Below are 17,265 nucleotides of genomic sequence, written 5' to 3'. Positions count from 1 at the left end.
TTTGTTAATATTTACTTTATAATGGTTCATTCTGAAGCCGAACTTTTTCCCGAACTCATTCCCGAACTTTTCCCCGAACTTCTGGGACGCTCTAAGACTTCGGTAAAAATACTGTCTGTTTTAAATTCCGGAGTTAAAAGGTACCCGGATTTTAAATCAGCATTGTAACCTTCGCCGCTGCGGTTGATGCTCTCTATGTCCTGGCTGGTCAGCATTTATCCTAAGAGGTGAATTTTTGGAGTATGGTAAGAAATTTCTGTTCTGCCTTTTGGCTCTCCTCCCAAGCGGTACGTAAATCCGCCATGGCTTCCTCTACCGATGGAAGGTTGTCTTCGATGATTTTCTCTACATAGAGGGGGATGTTCAAGTTGAAGCCGTTTTCCTCTATTTCCTCAAAGGAGGCTACCTTGACATAGTTTTCCACGTCTCCGTAGGATTTATACCAGTCGAATAGCTGCTTGACATGTATGGGTTCGAGGAAGTTTTGGGCTCTGCCTTGACGGATTTGCTCCGAGCCATCGATAAATAGTACTTTGCCTTTTTTGTCGGCAGGCTTGATTTGCTTGAACACCAATACACAGGCCGCCAGCTGGGTTCCGTAAAAAATATTTGGTCCAAGGCCAATCACCGCCTCCAGCAGATCCTGCTTCAACAGTTCTTCCCGGATTCTGCCTTCGGCACCTTTGCGAAAAAGGGCTCCATGGGGAAGTACCACGGTCATCCTGCCGGTACTGTTCATGGACTTGATCATATGCTGCACCCAGGCCATGTCGCCATTGCTTTTGGGAGGAACGCCGGCGATGTTTCTGCCATAGGGGTCATTGGCCCAGTTTTCATGTCCCCAGTCATCCAAAGAGAATGGCGGGTTTGCAATGACACAATCAAAGGTCTTCAGTCCATCAGCTGAAAAGTAAATGGGATTCCGGAGGGTGTCGCCTCTGTTGATCTGAAAATCTTCTATGCCATGCAGGAACATGTTCATCCGTGCAATGGAGCTGGAGGTAAGGTTTTTCTCCTGTCCATATAGGCTCAGGGTTCTGTAATCCTCCCCGGCCTCCCTAAGGTGATCGACACATTCCAGCAGCATTCCGCCCGTACCGCAGGCGGGGTCATAGATGCTTTCCCCTTCATGCGGGTCCAAAATCAATCCCAAGAGATGGACTACCGAACGGGGGGTATAGAATTCCCCGGCCTTTTTGTTGGTCAGGTCTGCAAAGTGCTTGATGAGGTATTCATAGGCATTGCCCAGCATATCCGGGTCTACCAGTTCGTTGGAAAGGGTGTACTGCGAAAAATGCTCCACCAAGTCTATGAGCAGCCGGTCGGAAAGCTTGTTCTTGTTGCTCCACTGGGCATCCCCGAAGATTCCGTATAGGTACTCCTGGTTGGCCTGCTCAATGCACCTGAGGGCATTTTCTATTTTCTGGCCCACGTTGGTGGTACTTTCCCTGACGTCATTCCAGTGACAGCCCTTTGGGATTTCGAAACGGTGGAATTCTGGAAGGGAAGCATATTCCTCATCCCCACCGGACTCCTCCAGCGCCTGTCGGTACTCCTCGTCATACACATCGGAGATCCTTTTGAAAAACAGGAGGGGAAATATATACACCTTAAAGTCAGAAGCATCCACCGGCCCCTTGAGTATCCAGGCAGCTTTGGAAAGGTACTGTTCGAGTTGGGAGAGGGTAATCTTTTTTTGGGACATGCTAAAAGCGGTAATCGGTTTTTGGGATTAAAGGGGTAAATATACGATTCATTTTGAATTGGAGTCCGGTGAGGAAGGGGCCTCAAGGGGTTTTATTTCGGTTAATCCGTTAATAATGCAATAGGTCACAAAATCATTTATTTGATCCAGGGCGCAGTCTGCATCTGCGAAGGAGGAAAGAGGGTAGGATTTGGCGACCAAAATTCCATACTCAAACACCTCAACTATTGGCCTCGCCCCTTTTTTATAAATCTTTTCAAAACCCTTAATATCATCAACCCATCCGTTTTTCCCGTAAACCAAAATCAATTTTGTTTCAGAATCATTTGGCTCGTTGTAATTTATCAACTTCTTTTTATTTTGATGATTGGGATTTGTTTCAAAATCATAAAAGCCTGTATCTGAAACTAATATAGCTGAGAATCTAAATGTTTCATTTTCTGAAATAATTTTATCCTTAAAGTTGAACCCGTAGCAATATATATTGAGCCAATCCCAGGCCCAGTTCTCCAAAGTTCCTTTCCCACTTCGTGGTGTCAGGTCACTGTATTTTGGGTGCCCGCCTTGATATGTGAAATTTAGCTCATTTCCGATAAATTTGATAATATCCAATACTCTGCTTTGGTAGGCAAAGAGTAGTCTATAAGCTTTGCGGACGTCCAGGAAAATGGTTTCTAAATCTTCTTTTGAGTTTTTCATTGTAATACATTTTCTGTAAAAGAGAGTGGATATAATTTAGAAGGGTCAGAACCTATTGACCTAAAAGGTTTAAAATTTTCATCAACCAACCATTTTCCCGTGTTGTATCCATGGATTTCAAAAGCCAGCATAATTTCCTCTAGTATGTTCAGCACTGAGTCAATGGAGTGCAGGTATCCTTTCGTCATATAAAGCCTGTCATGGACGAGGTTAACCTGACTGAGTATGGAGGTCCAGTTGACCTTTTTAACTTTCATAATTAGATCTTTTCCCAGGTCTACCTTTTCCTGCCCATCTTCCTTCAATCCACCTACAGCTAATAAAATCACCGTGCGCTCAGCTTCCTTATGCTCATTGAGGTAAGCGAGGTACTGGTTTCTCCATTGATTAGGGTCTTGTTGGTTTCGATCATACCGCTTGCATTCGACGATCAGGTCCAATTCAGAGGTTCGGATGAATATATCCGGCTCGACATGGCTGGTTTTGTCGGTGCCATCTGCATCCCATCTGGGCCAATATTGTACAGATTCAATATTAGGAGCAGTATGGGTAATGGTTCCATTCAGACAAGCATCGTTGAGGATTTTCCAGAAGAGTTCCTGCGGCAAATGGAACAAGGTGCCAAAGACGGAGCTGGTCAGCGAATCCTCGGAAGCCTTAAACAGTTGCCTCCAATGGACCTCAGCTGCAGCCAGACTGCGGCCCGCTTTGTTGGACGAAATGGCGTGAAGCATGATTAAAAGTTTACTGAATAAGGGATTGGTGTAAACCTACCGAGGGGAGAGGGGAAAAACAATACCGTGATTGGGGTATTTTTATCAAAATGTTTTAAATATTTTATTGTCAGAACCCGCCATCATGAAAATGTTAAAAACTGTTAAAATGTCATGAACTAGAAAATTCCTAGTATTAATTACACTTTTAAGTGAATGAGTGACACTGTGTCAGTGACAGGAATTTTGATCCAGTAAATTTTTTTAAAAAATAATTAGTTGATTATGGGATTATTTCCAGAAATAACTTGGTCCAAAAGAGAGGGTTTCAAGGCTTTTGGAGAATCTTGGGATGAGTGGTGAAAAGGGCGTTTTTTTGGTAATAAAATGGTATAAGTTCTGATGTGTTAGACATACCTTGCCCGATTCAGGAGATAAGAGCTCTCTGAGTTTGGCAATTAAAGGCCAAGGATTGCAAGTCTCTTGGTGCAGAAATTCTGTTTGGCCTCTTGGTCCAGTTTGAGAATGCAAAGGTAATAAGATTTATTTCTTTTGCAACAAAAAAACATGAACCAATTCCTTGTCCTGGACTTGCCGGCAAAAAGCTCCTAATCCGTCAAAATTTTGGAGCCAACTTTAATCCACATTTTACAATGTCTAAAGGAAAAAATCAACATGTTGTCAAACATCCTGATGGATGGGCAGTGAAAGGAGCTGGCAATTCAAAGGCCACTAAAGTAACATCAACCCAAAAGGAAGCCATTACCGCTGCAAGGGTAATTTCAAAAAATCAAAGCTCAGAGCTATTGATTCACGGAATGAATGGAAGGATTCGTGAAAAGAATTCGCATGGTAATGATCCACGAAACATTAAAGGATAGGAAATGTCAAGATGTACAGCACCCGTAAATGGGCATCGCACCGCAAGTGCAGCTGCGGCTTGTCCCGCCTGTAGTAGTCGCTCTCGAAGCTATGGATCATATAATCCATACCCATCCTACACAAGACCTTTCTACTCTTCTTCACCAAGTTCGGGTGGTCGAACTTCTAGGGGTGGATCCGGCAGAACAATTAAGCCTAGCTGGTCTCGTGCAGGTTCATCCATTCTTTATACCTCTGCCGAGGTACGGACGCTTACACCAGTCCGTGAAAACGTGGAGCTACGATCAGCCTTACCTGATCTTAGAGATGTTTTTCTTTGCCATGCCTGGGACGACAGGAAAGGTGCTGCCAAGGAACTTCACGATCTGCTCGAGAGGGAAGGTGTCTCTGTTTGGTTCAGCGAAAAGGATGTACTTCTCGGCTCCACCTTGCTTCGAGAAATTGACAAGGGGCTGGCAAAGTCACGAGTCGGAATCGTTTTGGTGACACCAGCGCTATTGCGTCGCCTCCCGATGGAAGGCATCGCTGACAAAGAGCTTTCGGCGCTTCTAGCCCGTGATCTTCTTGTTCCCATTCTTCATGACACAACCTTTGAGGATCTCCGCGAGGTTAGTCCTTTGCTTGGCTCGCGAAGTGGTCTGAGTACTATAGAGGAACCAATGACTGAAATTGCAGCCAAGTTAGCCGAGTTAGTCACCCCCTAACTCTAATCTATTTCTTAGGAATGATCTAAGAGATATATTAAGGTAAGGGTTAAAGTTACCAATGGCAAAGGTTGCCATCCTTGGTGTACAATAGATAATAATATTATTAAAAGACAGAAAATACAAAATCCCAAAGATTCAAAATCATTTGGGTGCTTTTAGAGATTGGAAAAGGTCATCGCACAAAGGCTCCAGTCATTAACGGCTAGTCAACCGGATTAAAGGAAAGTTAAATCAACAAGTTTAATTGTGATGCGGGAAATTGTCAACCCACGAAAGCGGAGACACAGATCAGTAAAAATTTATAAATGTACAATGGAATTAGAAATCTTCACACTTTGTGATTATGCAGTAGAAAGTCAACCAGGAAAGTTGACTTTTGTTGGAACTTTTGACACAATATTCTGTCAGAATATTCCAGTTATTCATCCTAGTTGTTCTTTAGCCTTGCGGTTAAGGGTAGCAAATAAGGAAGCAGGTATACATGCCTTAGAACTCATATTTCAAAGTCCCAGTGGCAATGAAATTTCGAAAATTGATGGGGAATTAGAATTTAGGGTTAATGAATTCGCTAATTATTCTACAACAAATTTCGTAATTAATTTTGGAAATCTTGAACTTAGTGAATTAGGGACTTATACCTTTGAATTAAGGATTGATGGAGAGTTTATGAGCGGCCTGAGCATGCATGTTACTAAAATTGATCCTTCACAGATAAAGAAAGTAGCATGATGAAAATTGGTGATCAAATTCAAGTAGAAATATCAGGAGGAACCGAAGGAGTCATATTGGGAAATCCTAGTGGTGGATCCATGACTATTGGTCCAGGAGCCTCTATGACTGTTTCAGGCAAAATAATGGCGGATTTGGGATTACATTGGGAAGTCCAGTTAAATATGAGCATAGGTGGTAAAAACATTGTCAATGTTCTTAAATAAAATGATGTAATTCAATAACAATCATAAAAAAAGGCGGGAATTATTCCCCGTCTTTTTTTGTGACTGAAAGGAAATTTTTTTAGTAAAAATTGAGTTGTAGGAGGGTTTAGAGGGGTAATAGCTTTTGCTTAATTCTTTGTTAAGTTACTCCTCCTCTCAATATTCCAACTAATACAATTTAACACCCCTCCATCATTGGCAATCTCATAACTGTCCACAGTTGCAATTTTATGTACGGGGAACAATCCTTCAAACTGCTTCCTCACAGCTTCATCCTCATCCAAACCGTAGGTTGGCAATATGATGGTTTTTTCCATCTGGAGGTAATTGATATAGTCCCCGTTGGCCTGGCTGTTGGATTTGTTTTGGTAGACGTTGTAGGGGATTTTGATGTGGTCCAGGCCGGTGTTGTGGATGGCGGTTTCGAAGGCGCGGTGAAACGATGCCTTTTCCCTGCTGAAATCATTGATGAGCACCGTGTTTTCATCGAGAAAGCGGACCATCCCGTCGGCATGGCCGGTGAAGTCTCCGGGCTGTTCGGGTATGAGTTGGATCCTGTCGACCTCCAACAGTTCGTGAAGGGTGGAAAGGAGTTTTTTCCTTTCATAAGTAGGGTTGTCCTGGAAGATCCGGTCGGTCATAATGACCTGATTGCTCCACTTGACCACATTGCCCCCGTCCAGGATGATGTCGGAAGGAACAGCGGCAATGCCGAGCTGCCTGCAAATTTCCGCGGTATCGGAGATGGTTTTGCGGTGTACGGCGTATTTGGTCAGGTATGGAGGCTCAGATCTGAAGCGGACAAACCTGTCGGTATCAATCTGGATTGGCATATAATCCACTGCCCATACGTCCTTGGTGCCTGGAAGTAGTGCATATTCAATCCCGCAATCCAGGAGGGTCTTCTCCAGGCGGGTGAAAAAAGTAGGGTACTTTTTAGGAAGGGTATCCGCCAGGTAAAGGAAATTAGTTTGGTCGTCCCGTATCAATTTTCAAGTCTTCTTTTCCAGATTTCTTTAATTTTATTGCCTATTTCCAAAAATTCTTCATCAGTAAAAGTGTCAGTTTTGGCGTTGTTGCACCAATAGCAGGCAAAAACAAGGTTCTCAAAATTGTCATACTCTAAATTGGGTTCTTTTCTATCCAATTCTAATTTCCTTCCTCTTGTTGCAAGTCTTTTTGTGGTAAGTCTACCGCTTTCTATCAGCTCGTTTATTTCACTTTCAGTAATTTCACAATAGAAGCATTTTCTTTCTTTGGACATGAACTTGGTGTAAAATTCAGAAAATGGCATAATAAATTTCTTCCTTTTCCAAAGAGTCCGTATAGCGGCAATTTTCAACCTTTCTTCTTTGAGTTCCTCATACCACTTGGATAAGGTGGACTTTTCTACCCCAAGGGTTTTGGAGATTTCATCGTATTTCTGTTGTTCGATAATGCAGAGTCGTAAAAATTCCTTCTGTTGTTGAGTCATATTAAATACTTTTTATTGAAAGTTCTGTGGAATTTATCCGTTTTCTAAAATTAAAAGGATCCGGTTAGCCAAACAATACCGTGATCAGTATTTTCTAGATGTTTGAAGGGTGATTTATGCTAATGGAAGGTTAGATAAAAATTACTTCAATCCTAGTCTTAGGTCACTGGCACATCATTATCTTATCAGTCACATTTTCACTGTTTTAGATTTTGTTTGCTTTAAAGAGTAAATTAGTTAAATTTCATAACTAAACTCGATTTTTCCTCCTTATGACAAAATTTCCACATCTTATTTATACTCGGCAACCGGAGAGAACCACTGGCTTTAAAAGAACCAGGGGAAGGGATCCTGAAAAAGAAGACAAGAAGAAAGAACCAGAAGAACCGATATCGGAGGAAAAGAAACAAAGGCTGGCCGGGAAGCTAAAGGAGTATGTGGAAGCAGTGGAAGCGAGGAAGAGAAAAAAGACCCTGAAAGTTCCAAATCATATCAACCTTATTAGGGTTGACTTTCATTGTACCTTTGATAAGGCATTGGAAAACCATTTTTTTAGTAATTATGGGCTTGAATCAATTGAGAAATCGAATTTTAATAAGAATGTGCTTTTTAGGATTGGAGATAAGGAGCTGTTTAATTCATTTTATGAACAGATAAGAGCAATATCCCAGCTTGAGCCAAGAGAGGATCACAGAAGAAAGTCTTTTTCGAGACTTGCGCTAATAAGTGACTTTTACCTGCTGGATGATATCGGAAGGAAGGGTGTCCTTTCCGGTCAAGAGGGATTCATAGTTAGCTTGTGTGATATAATTGAAAATCCAGAAGCAAAAGTACAGTTTGATTATTTAAAAGAATTTTTAAAGACTGAGAACGTACAGGTATCTGGGATCAATGAGGCAGATAACCTCCTTTTTCTTAAAAATGGATTTGCAGGACTTGATCAATTATTGGTAGATAACTTCGATATAATCAGACTGATTACTTCGGCAAGAGTTCCATTGGTTAAACCCGGAACGGTGGCTACTCCCATTAGATCATATGGTTTTGAATCATTAGTAAGTGATGACCTTCCCATTGTGTGCATAGTCGATACTGGAGTTCATGCTTCTCTAGAACCATTTAAAGGCTTAATTACACCAATTTCGATTGATCATACAGAAACTGCCGCACATTGGGACGAGGCAGGTCACGGAACGGCGGTCGCAGGATTAATTGCTTTTGGGACTGATTTTTTTGATGCCTCAATGAAAGAAATCGAGGCAAAGGCAAAGCTTGCTGTATTGAAAGTAATTCATCAGGAGAATGATGACCTTAATATCGTAGCATTGTTAAATGATATAAGGGATCTTCATCTCAGTTATGGTATCCGAATATTTAACATTTCTCTTAATCTTCCTGGATCAAAAACTTATAATGCATCCATTGGAAAGTTCGCGTACGAATTAGATAAGCTTGCCTATGAGTTAGACATTTTGATCATTAATTCTGTTGGGAATTATAGTTTTAAGGATTTGGACACAATGGTGATTTTGGGAGACTTAGAAATCAACACCCACTACCCCTCATTCTTCTATAAAACTCAGCCAGAGATCGTAGGCCATTCCTGCGAGTTTACTAATCTTCAAGAACCGTCCGAAGCCATGAATATCCTTTCCATTGGAGCTCTTCCGGGTAATTTCGAAGATGATGTGACTGATGGTATCTCTCCGGCCAAAGAGTATCCGGCGTTTTACACCCGAAAATTCCATTGGGATTTAGCTTTACCTATTAATGGGAAAAAGTTAAAAGAAACTCAATCCAATAAGCATTTGGTCAAACCTGATTTAGTCTTTGAAGGGGGAGATTATCTTTCTCAGCAAGCAGGTATGGAAGTGATTACCAGTCCGCTTGATGCCTCTTCTCCGTATTATGGTAGGATGGCAGGTACTAGTCTAGCCACCCCCTTGATTACATCTTTGGTGGCCCAGCTGGTGGGTCAATATCCAGACCTCAGGATGGCTACCATTAAAGCCATTATGATTAATACAGCAGAATCTCCCGCAGGGAAAAAACCGCCTCACTTCCCGAAAGAACAAATAAAAACTTATCGAAAATTGACTGGATATGGAAGGCCAAATCCCTTAAGATTTCTGACTAATAATGAAAATGCCATCTCATTTGTGATAGAGGATAAAATCAATTTTGATGAGTTTTATGCATTTAATCTTTCATTTCCTGATTGGGTTTTGACCACTTCAAATAAAATAGAGGTAACAGGTACCTTGGTTTATAATTTCCTACCCATTCCGAATAACCATTTGGCGTATTTGCCACTTCATATTTCCTTTGGTGTTTTTAAACCCAAAGATATTTCTACTCTTTCCCAGGAAGATTTGAAGAACTACCAATTAAAATCAGGTGTCAGTTGGGCTGAGGATCACTTTGGAGTGGAAGACCGGATCTTTTCCAATGTCCAGAAGATGAGTTTTAACATTTCCAGCCATCATTTTGAGCCTGAGAATCCCAATGTATCCATAGCAATGAGATGTTATGGCAAATCCAATATTCCGGAATGGGCCTCAAGACATTTAAAAGAGCAGGGCCATTCTTTCTCTTTAGTCATAGGTCTACGCGAAATCCCCAAAAACAACAAATCCAAATTGACAGGATCGCTTTATAATGATATCGAAATGCTAAACGGCTTAGAGGCAATAGCTGATTTGGAAGCAGGATCTTCCGTGGAGGGTGGGATTTAACCTTTACCGGAATTTAGAATTGCGGACCTTTCCTCCTCAATCAGTTTCTCCCAGATCGATTTGTCTATTTCTACTTTAGTTGGTACCAAGTCCGTGTTAAGTTGATACAGACTACGTTTCATGGCGGTGATAAGCGTTTTTTGGATGCTGTAGAATGACAACCCCTTGGCTTTCTGGATTATTCTTTTGATACCAGATCTAGATCCTAATGAAAACACACCCCGCTTAAGCGTCAATTGGATAAGTTCTTCTATTTCGGTTTCTCGTGGGAGTTCAAATCCTACCTGGGTATCAAACCTTCTAACAAGAGCGTCATCTAGCATGCCAACTTGATTGGTTGCAGCAATTACGATTGTGGATTGAGGTAGATAGTCAAACAATTGAAGGATAGTATTTACAACCCGTTTCATTTCTCCATGATCCTGGCTATAATCTCTCACTTTTCCCAGAGAATCAAATTCATCTAAGAACAAAATACAATCACCCGATGCGGCCATTTTGAATATCTTCGCTAGGTTTTTACTTGTTTCTCCGAGTTTGGATGACACAATTGCTCCGAGATTGACGACCATAAGCATTTTTTGCAACTCTCCAGCAATGACATAGGAGGCAAGGGTTTTGCCGCACCCAGATGGACCATAAAACAGGATTTTGTGGGCAACAGGAAGATCCAAGGCTTCAAGGAGTGCTTTTTTCCTATGCTCAAGAATAAAGTGGTTCAGGGATTCCTTGATCTGTAAATTACAGATGAGATCTGTTAGGCGATAGTCTGATGTGACTTGGTCAAGGATCAAATCATCTAAACCTTTATTGGATGGAGCATCGAACCGAATTCCGGAGCTGGTTTTTGAGGCTCCTGCAGATGCGTGTTGCCTTATTGCTTCTTTTAATATTGATTGCAGCTGAATTGCCAGGTTGGTTTTTTTGCTTTTTCGCGCATGCTCGATCATATCCTGAAGAGAGTCCTTAAGCCTTTCTTGGTCATTTTCAAGGCCAAAACGGGCAATATCTTTAATGAATTCGAACTGGCTCATATTCAGGTTTGAAAAATAAAAGTTAGTATTATACTAACAAAATAACAACTATTAAACCAAACTCCCATATGGATTACTAACTTTTGTTAGTATTTCGAGTAAAAAACAGGGTACCCAAATCCTTTCCTACATCGGTAATGCCTACATCAGCCACACGTTCTTACGGAAGCGGTTTTTTGGATTTGGATTCTGACATTGATTTATAGCAGGGAGGTTTCCCCCAAGGTCTACCTATCCCCAGCGTTACCCCAGCTTTACCCTAACGTTGCCCCTATACTGGAGGGGCTTTGCTATACCTCCCCTGCGGAGATTGTCGAGCAAAATGGCAGACACTGTCTGCCATATTTTAAAGGATGTAGCAATAGGTCTTTATGATTTACTCGAGGTCATTGTTGAATTTAGGAATATTTTCGATTCACCATCCAAGACCATTACTGAACTTTTTACTTCCCCGGTAACTCCCACACTAACTTCCCCGGTAGCTTCCCCAGGAGGCGTACCTCCGCCGACCCAAAGGACTATATAGGCCCGATCTCCTCCCGATCAGGTCCGCTTCAGGGGTCCATCATATTCGGGGTACAGCCGGCTTGTGTGTGCTCCGTGCCTGTTCCGAAAGAATTTCAAAACGGGACTAGGGTAAAGGGACATATAGGGGGCAGGCATCATTCATCCTACCAATCACATTCTCCCAGGTCCACACCGAAATCTGTCAGGCTGTAGGGGAAGCCTGTGGGCCAGTTGCCATAATGTTTTTTAAATGCCATGAGTGTAGAGCAGGGTTCTTTAACGGAGAGGTTAAAAAACATAATGGTTGCTTCGAGTTCCTCGACTTCTTCTTCTATTCTTTTACGTAGTTTGGTTTCCTTTTCGTTTTTTATACCGGAAATGGCGCGGTTAGGGTCATAGTGTTTGAGTAAAGCCTTATTTAGTCGATTTATCTTTTTGATGGATTTCTTTATATCTGCAGCATAGTAGACTAATTGCTTCTGGTTAAAGCGCCAGGAGTCCATGGGTAGGGCCAAAACCTCAAGCAGTTCAAGTTTCATTCGGGTTTGAGTTCCGAGGGTAAAATCAGGGAGTGGGAAAAAGGAATCTAAGTTTTTGTTGGCGATGTTTTTCATAATTAGTTTTTGCTGAAAGGCAGTCTGATGAATTTTATTGGGTATGGTAATTACCCCATCAAAGTTTAATGGTTGCTGCTTATAAGTAAGCTCAAGAGTCAAGAAAATATCGGAAATTGACTCCACCAACAGGAAATATGGTGAGGGGAGGATGTCTGACATAATTTCCTCCAGATAAAAATCTTCCATCTCCTTACCTTTCTGGCCCAGAGTTAGGTCCTTAATTAACAGCTCTGCTAGGGATGTAGAGTAAGTTTTTTTCAGGAATTTGATGTGTGCTATATTTCTTGCCCTGAATAGGACCTGGAATTTTTTTATTTTCCTCAGGAGCATGGGATAATAGGGAGACCCTTCAAATGATTCGGGAAAAACTTCTTTAATTACGGTTGAGGCTTCCTTGAAAAGCAGGGGGAGGATTTCGTTTTCGAAAACAGGAGGCAGTGGTTTGGAGTCAGTTGTCAACATGATGCATTGCTTTTCAGGAAATTAAGAAAAAATAAATAAACGTATGGGTTAGGTGTGAAAAATATAGTTCAGGTTAGCTTTCGTTGGGTTGCGAAGTTGGAGACATTCGGGCAACATAAATAGGAAATAGCCCGACATCCGACCCGCCCCGGCGGGCAAGCATCCGACATCCCGACATCGGACATCGGTCATCGGACACCCCTACATCGGACACCTAAAAATACCCCGATCACGGTATTTTTTAATTATAATTAATTCCTTAATGTTGGTGGTGGCTTAGAGGCTATGGTATAAGTCTTTTTGCGCCTGTCTACTTTTTGGTGATGCCCATGTGGTCTCTGGTCAATTATCTAAAGCAGTAAAAATTGAATTGAGGGAGAAGTGAAGTAGGGGAGAAAAAACGAAACCCGGAAGTTTGACTTACGTCAGGGACGACCGGGAATTAGATAGGGTAAATATAATGAAATAACTTGATTTCTCGCCCCATCAATATAGGGCAGGTGGACAAACTTTATTGGCTATTTTTCCAGCTAGGCCTACCAGTAGCCCCCAGATTCAATATAATGCAAGTTATGTTTTTAATCATTTAAAGAAGGTCAATGACCTCCGTAATCGCATAGCACATCATGAGCCGATATGTTTCTTAGCCGGTCAGCCAATTAAAAACACGTGCACGACAGCATTATATTCTTATACTAGAGTTTTTCCAATGGATGAACATCAATGAGTCAGGCCTACTTTATGGTCTTGACCATATTAATACAGTTTGTGACCAAATAGATGCTTTATAACGAGGGTGTAAGGATAAAAAGAAAGACATCCCTACATCGGCAATCTATTTCTCCGAGATCCACACCTCCTATATCCTCCAGGCCCAAATAAAAATCCCAGAAAACTATAACTATTTATTTAAAAACTTGTCTTTATCACCAATCTCCTTGCAATATACCCCGATCTTGGTATTTTTTTAATGTAATTAATTTCTTAATCTTGGAGGAGGAAGGGCCTTGTTAAGTAACTGTAGAGATTCTAGCACTGGAATTTAATGGCTAGCCAATAATCTGCTAGGGCTCATTGTAAATGCATTACTCTCGGCATCTTTCAAAAGAGGGTCGAATTCGAGCGGCTCACTGCCTGTGGCTAAAATAAGATCATAAGTAGGACAAGTTCCAAAAGGGTTAATAATTTATTTTCATTAAAACAATACCCTGATCAGGGTATTTTCTTGCCAAATATTATTTGGCAAGAATCTCGGCTTGAATAAATACTCTATTTTTTAAAAAAATTCCAACTACAAATTACTTTATAGAAAAACCTGGGAGGTGACGATAAGATACGTTAGTGCTTGATAAAGCCAATAGAATCTCGAAATTCTTCAAGTTGGTTTTGGGTGTGGGTTTGGAAAAAAGAAATTTTAGGTAGATAATTGAATAGTTGTTTTACGAGATTTTATGAAAGAAATTTTTCCTGCTGCTATAGTGAAAAGTACCACTGAGTACTACCAACAAAAGATTACAGTAAGGTCACAAGTCATCTACCTGTCTCTAGTTTTTGGACTCTTGACTTTATTCTTGATGTTACCCATTGTCAAAGTTGATATTTCTGTTCAGTCTCCCGGGGTTTTTCAGTCCGCTCTTAACCGGAATGAGATTATCATTCCGATGGGTGGCAGATTATCGGCTATGCATGTGTATGAGAACAAATATGTTCAGAAAGGCGACCTGGTTGCTACAGTTCGGTCTGAAATGATCGACTTAGAGATAGTAGGTGTTAAAGAAAGGAAAAGAATGGTGGATGGGTTTCTTCATGACCTGCGCCAATTGGTTTCCTTTGATTGGGATGCTGACCCTGATATAGCTCTGTCTGCTTTCCAAAGTAAATTTTACCAGGCTGCCTATTTTGAATTTTTGACCGAATATGCAAACCATCGCTCAATGTGGGAAAAGCAAAAGCGGGATTTTGACAGGGCTCAAATTTTATACGAATCCCAAACCATACCATTTGCCGAGTATGACGAGGCCCTGATGCAATACCAGCAAGTGGAGGGTAGGTATAGATTGTTTGCCAAAAAGCAGATAGCTTCTTGGCAGCATGACCTAAACACCTACGAAAACGAATACAATGGGCTTCAAAATAAGTTGAGCTTGCTGAAAGAACAGCTTGAACAGTATAAGGTTTATGCTGGGGTTTCAGGAACCGTAATGAATGTACCGAATTTAAGAGTTGGAGACTTTATGGGGAGCAATCAAAGATTGGGAGAAATCTCACCTGATTCTACACTGCTTGCGGTAACCTACCTCAACCCGGCAGATATAGCACTGATAGAAAAAGGGCAGAAGGTTATTTTTCAGGTCGATGCTTTCAACTACAATCAGTGGGGGACCTTGGAAGGGGAGGTTTTGGAAGTCTCCGATGATCTTATGACCATTTCTGAGAGTAATGTAGCTTTTAGGGTTATCTGTAAACTAGAAGACATGACCCTTTCCTTATCTAATGGTATAGAAGGAACTGTCAAGAAAGGGATGACTTTCAATGGGAGATTTGTCATAGCCAAACGCTCCCTTTTCCAATTGCTTTTTGATAAGGTTGATGATTGGGTAAACCCAACTGTGAAATAAAAATTTTATGGGGATCAAATTTAAACAACGGGATATCACAGATTGTGGGGCGGCATGCCTTGCCTCTGTAGCTGCTTTTTACAAATTACAATTGCCGGTTTCCAAGATCAGGCAATATGCTTCCACCGACCAAAAGGGCACCAATATATTGGGACTTATCGAGGCTGCGACAAAAATGGGCTTTTCTGCAAAAGGAGTCAGAGGGGAATTTGACGCGCTTTATGAAATTCCCAAACCTAGTATCGCACATGTGATTGTGAACAAAGTCTTGCATCACTACCTGGTCATCTACAAAGTGACCAAAACCTTTGTGGAAATTATGGACCCGGGAGATGGAAAGGTTCATAAATATACGCACGAAAAATTCAAGGAAATGTGGACCGGGGTATTGGTAATCCTGATGCCCAATGATGAATTCAAAGCCATGACCGAGACGGTGAGTGTTTCGAAGAGGTTTTGGTACCTGATTAAACCACATAAGTCTATTATGCTTCAATCCCTCCTAGGAGCTGTAATTTATACAGTCTTGGGACTTTCCACCTCCATATATGTCCAAAAGATAGTTGACCACGTATTCATTGGCAGAAATACCAACTTGCTCAACTTGATGAGCGTAGTGATGATTGTGTTGCTGATTTTCCAGATTTTTATCGGCACCTTCAAAACCCTTTTTGTCATCAAAGTTGGGCAAAAGATAGATGCTAAACTGATACTGGGATATTACAAGCATTTACTAACTCTGCCACAGCGGTTTTTTGACACCATGAGGGTGGGGGAAATCATTTCCAGGATCAATGATGCAGTGAAGATAAGAGCCTTCATCAATGATGTTTCCATTAATCTGATAGTAAACGTCTTTATCGTATTTTTTTCCTTTGCCCTGATGTTCACGTTTTATTGGAAGCTTGCGGTCATCATGCTGCTTATCATTCCGCTCTACCTGGTGATTTATTGGGTCACCAATAAGCTGAACCGGAAGATGGAAAGGAAGTTAATGGAAAATTCCGCGGAACTGGAATCCCAACTGGTGGAGTCCATTACGGCAGCCGGCACCATCAAGCGCTTTGGAGCTGAAAACCACGCCAATATCAAGACCGAGACTAGGTTTATTACTTTATTGGACTCTGTCTATCGTTCAGGTTTGAATAATGTTTTTTCCAGTACTTCAAGTGAATTTGTATCCAGATTGTTTACAATCATTTTATTGTGGGTAGGAGCCGGGTTTGTACTTCAAAATGAAATCACACCTGGTGAGCTGCTGTCTTTTTATGCCCTTATAGGATATTTGACAGGGCCTATTTCAGGTTTGATTGGAATGAACAAAACCATCCAAAATGCGCTCATAGCGGCAGACCGACTTTTCGAAATTATGGATCTCGAGGTGGAAGCCAGCGAGAATGCATTTACCATAGAAAAGGAGGATATTGGGGACATTGCTTTCAAAAATGTTGCCTTCAGGTATGGCTCCCGGGCCAATGTGTTCAAGGATTTTTCCATGGTGCTTCGCAAAGGCAAAATCTCGGGAATAATAGGGGAAAGCGGTTCAGGAAAAAGCACCCTCATTTCCTTGTTACAGAACCTGTACCCGCTCCAATCGGGGAGAATTATGATTGGAGATTATGACATTCAGTATATTGAGAATTCATGTCTCAGAAGGATGGTGTCTGTAGTTCCCCAGAAGGTGGATCTGTTTGCGGGAAATGTAATCGAAAACATTGCTTTGGGAGATTATCAGCCGGACATGCAGCGCATTGTAAAGATCTGCAATTCCATCGGAATCATGAAGTTTATAGAGTCGCTCCCCAATGGTTTTGGGACTTATTTGGGAGAAAATGGAGCGACCCTGTCCGGAGGGCAAAAGCAGCGAATAGCCATAGCCAGAGCACTTTATCGGGATCCCGAAATCCTGATTCTGGATGAAGCTACAGCTTCCCTGGATCCTGGATCAGAGGAGTTTGTCCAACAGACGATCCGTAACTTGGCCAATGCAGGCAAGACCATAATCTTCATCACGCACCGTTTGGCGGCTGTAAAAGATTTTGATGAGCTTTTTGTGCTGGATAATGGAGAATTGGTAGAATATGGCTCCCATGAATCGCTTTTGCTGAGGAAAGGCAATTATTATAGCATGGTGCAAAAGCAGATGCTGGTATTGAATTGAATTTAGAGAGTTGAAC

Annotated in this window: 14 protein-coding genes; 7 read left to right on the top strand and 7 right to left on the bottom strand. The window is 41.6% G+C overall.

What is annotated here, in order from left to right:
- Positions 1 to 220: 220 nt before the first annotated feature.
- From FPL27_RS12090 to FPL27_RS12080, 3 genes are read right to left on the bottom strand one after another with little or no spacing between them, the layout of a single operon-like run.
- Complete coding sequence (locus FPL27_RS12090) at positions 221 to 1,705, bottom strand: type I restriction-modification system subunit M (protein WP_143961335.1); 1,485 nt, start codon at positions 1,703 to 1,705, stop codon at positions 221 to 223.
- Between the two features lie 48 nt (positions 1,706 to 1,753).
- Positions 1,754 to 2,404 (bottom strand): hypothetical protein, encoded by a 651-nt coding sequence (locus FPL27_RS12085; RefSeq protein WP_143961334.1) that lies wholly within the window; start codon positions 2,402 to 2,404, stop codon positions 1,754 to 1,756.
- Entirely contained in the window at positions 2,401 to 3,138 is a 738-nt protein-coding gene (locus FPL27_RS12080; protein WP_143961333.1) for a hypothetical protein, read from the bottom strand. The genes FPL27_RS12085 and FPL27_RS12080 overlap by 4 nt, the downstream gene beginning before the upstream one ends.
- 488 nt (positions 3,139 to 3,626) lie before the next feature.
- Between FPL27_RS12080 and FPL27_RS20055 the strand changes: the two genes are divergently transcribed.
- The 4 genes from FPL27_RS20055 (at position 3,627) to FPL27_RS12060 (ending at position 5,641) form a co-directional block, all read left to right on the top strand.
- Complete coding sequence (locus tag FPL27_RS20055) at positions 3,627 to 3,998, top strand: DUF2188 domain-containing protein (RefSeq protein WP_235893427.1); 372 nt, start codon at positions 3,627 to 3,629, stop codon at positions 3,996 to 3,998.
- A gap of 3 nt (positions 3,999 to 4,001) precedes the next feature.
- Positions 4,002 to 4,703: a toll/interleukin-1 receptor domain-containing protein gene (locus tag FPL27_RS12070; RefSeq protein WP_143961332.1), complete on the top strand. Its 702-nt coding sequence runs from the start codon at positions 4,002 to 4,004 to the stop codon at positions 4,701 to 4,703.
- Positions 4,704 to 5,018: 315 nt separating this feature from the next.
- Positions 5,019 to 5,435, top strand: a complete 417-nt coding sequence (locus tag FPL27_RS12065; RefSeq protein WP_143961331.1) for a DUF6941 family protein — start codon at positions 5,019 to 5,021, stop codon at positions 5,433 to 5,435.
- Positions 5,432 to 5,641: a hypothetical protein gene (locus FPL27_RS12060; protein WP_143961330.1), complete on the top strand. Its 210-nt coding sequence runs from the start codon at positions 5,432 to 5,434 to the stop codon at positions 5,639 to 5,641. The genes FPL27_RS12065 and FPL27_RS12060 overlap by 4 nt, the downstream gene beginning before the upstream one ends.
- 128 nt (positions 5,642 to 5,769) lie before the next feature.
- Here FPL27_RS12060 and FPL27_RS12055 read toward each other — a convergent pair whose 3' ends face one another.
- Together FPL27_RS12055 and FPL27_RS12050 are read right to left on the bottom strand one after the other, a co-directional pair.
- Entirely contained in the window at positions 5,770 to 6,630 is an 861-nt protein-coding gene (locus FPL27_RS12055; protein ID WP_143961329.1) for an agmatine deiminase family protein, read from the bottom strand.
- Positions 6,627 to 7,115, bottom strand: coding sequence for a hypothetical protein (locus FPL27_RS12050; protein ID WP_143961328.1), 489 nt, complete (start codon positions 7,113 to 7,115; stop codon positions 6,627 to 6,629). Before FPL27_RS12050 ends, FPL27_RS12055 begins: the two co-directional genes overlap by 4 nt.
- A 272-nt stretch (positions 7,116 to 7,387) precedes the next feature.
- On the opposite strand from FPL27_RS12050, the gene FPL27_RS12045 reads away from it, so the two are divergent.
- Positions 7,388 to 9,850, top strand: coding sequence for a S8 family peptidase (locus tag FPL27_RS12045; protein ID WP_143961327.1), 2,463 nt, complete (start codon positions 7,388 to 7,390; stop codon positions 9,848 to 9,850).
- On the opposite strand, the gene FPL27_RS12040 is transcribed toward FPL27_RS12045, so the two are convergent.
- Complete coding sequence (locus tag FPL27_RS12040) at positions 9,847 to 10,884, bottom strand: AAA family ATPase (protein ID WP_143961326.1); 1,038 nt, start codon at positions 10,882 to 10,884, stop codon at positions 9,847 to 9,849. The genes FPL27_RS12045 and FPL27_RS12040 overlap by 4 nt on opposite strands.
- A 671-nt stretch (positions 10,885 to 11,555) precedes the next feature.
- A complete protein-coding gene (locus FPL27_RS12035) occupies positions 11,556 to 12,470 on the bottom strand; it encodes a hypothetical protein (protein WP_143961325.1) in 915 nt (304 codons plus the stop codon).
- 1,451 nt (positions 12,471 to 13,921) lie between these two features.
- Here FPL27_RS12035 and FPL27_RS12030 point away from each other — a divergent pair.
- Both FPL27_RS12030 and FPL27_RS12025 read left to right on the top strand, forming a co-directional pair.
- Positions 13,922 to 15,088 (top strand): HlyD family secretion protein, encoded by a 1,167-nt coding sequence (locus FPL27_RS12030; protein ID WP_143961324.1) that lies wholly within the window; start codon positions 13,922 to 13,924, stop codon positions 15,086 to 15,088.
- Positions 15,089 to 15,095: 7 nt separating this feature from the next.
- Positions 15,096 to 17,249: a peptidase domain-containing ABC transporter gene (locus FPL27_RS12025; protein ID WP_143961323.1), complete on the top strand. Its 2,154-nt coding sequence runs from the start codon at positions 15,096 to 15,098 to the stop codon at positions 17,247 to 17,249.
- Positions 17,250 to 17,265: the final 16 nt, after the last annotated feature.

It is taken from the genome of Litoribacter populi, assembly GCF_007483685.1.
GTDB lineage: Bacteria > Bacteroidota > Bacteroidia > Cytophagales > Cyclobacteriaceae > Litoribacter > Litoribacter populi.
This window is presented reverse-complemented; position numbering and strand designations above follow the sequence as displayed.

What these genes read in the sequence shown, in the direction of transcription:
- FPL27_RS12090 (WP_143961335.1), bottom strand. Translation starts at nt 1,705, where the DNA reads ATGTCCCAAAAAAAGATTACCCTCTCCCAACTCGAACAGTACCTTTCC.
- FPL27_RS12085 (WP_143961334.1), bottom strand. Translation starts at nt 2,404, where the DNA reads ATGAAAAACTCAAAAGAAGATTTAGAAACCATTTTCCTGGACGTCCGC.
- FPL27_RS12080 (WP_143961333.1), bottom strand. Translation starts at nt 3,138, where the DNA reads ATGCTTCACGCCATTTCGTCCAACAAAGCGGGCCGCAGTCTGGCTGCA.
- FPL27_RS12070 (WP_143961332.1), top strand. Translation starts at nt 4,002, where the DNA reads ATGTCAAGATGTACAGCACCCGTAAATGGGCATCGCACCGCAAGTGCA.
- FPL27_RS12065 (WP_143961331.1), top strand. Translation starts at nt 5,019, where the DNA reads ATGGAATTAGAAATCTTCACACTTTGTGATTATGCAGTAGAAAGTCAA.
- FPL27_RS12060 (WP_143961330.1), top strand. Translation starts at nt 5,432, where the DNA reads ATGATGAAAATTGGTGATCAAATTCAAGTAGAAATATCAGGAGGAACC.
- FPL27_RS12050 (WP_143961328.1), bottom strand. Translation starts at nt 7,115, where the DNA reads ATGACTCAACAACAGAAGGAATTTTTACGACTCTGCATTATCGAACAA.
- FPL27_RS12045 (WP_143961327.1), top strand. Translation starts at nt 7,388, where the DNA reads ATGACAAAATTTCCACATCTTATTTATACTCGGCAACCGGAGAGAACC.
- FPL27_RS12040 (WP_143961326.1), bottom strand. Translation starts at nt 10,884, where the DNA reads ATGAGCCAGTTCGAATTCATTAAAGATATTGCCCGTTTTGGCCTTGAA.
- FPL27_RS12035 (WP_143961325.1), bottom strand. Translation starts at nt 12,470, where the DNA reads ATGTTGACAACTGACTCCAAACCACTGCCTCCTGTTTTCGAAAACGAA.
- FPL27_RS12030 (WP_143961324.1), top strand. Translation starts at nt 13,922, where the DNA reads ATGAAAGAAATTTTTCCTGCTGCTATAGTGAAAAGTACCACTGAGTAC.
- FPL27_RS12025 (WP_143961323.1), top strand. Translation starts at nt 15,096, where the DNA reads ATGGGGATCAAATTTAAACAACGGGATATCACAGATTGTGGGGCGGCA.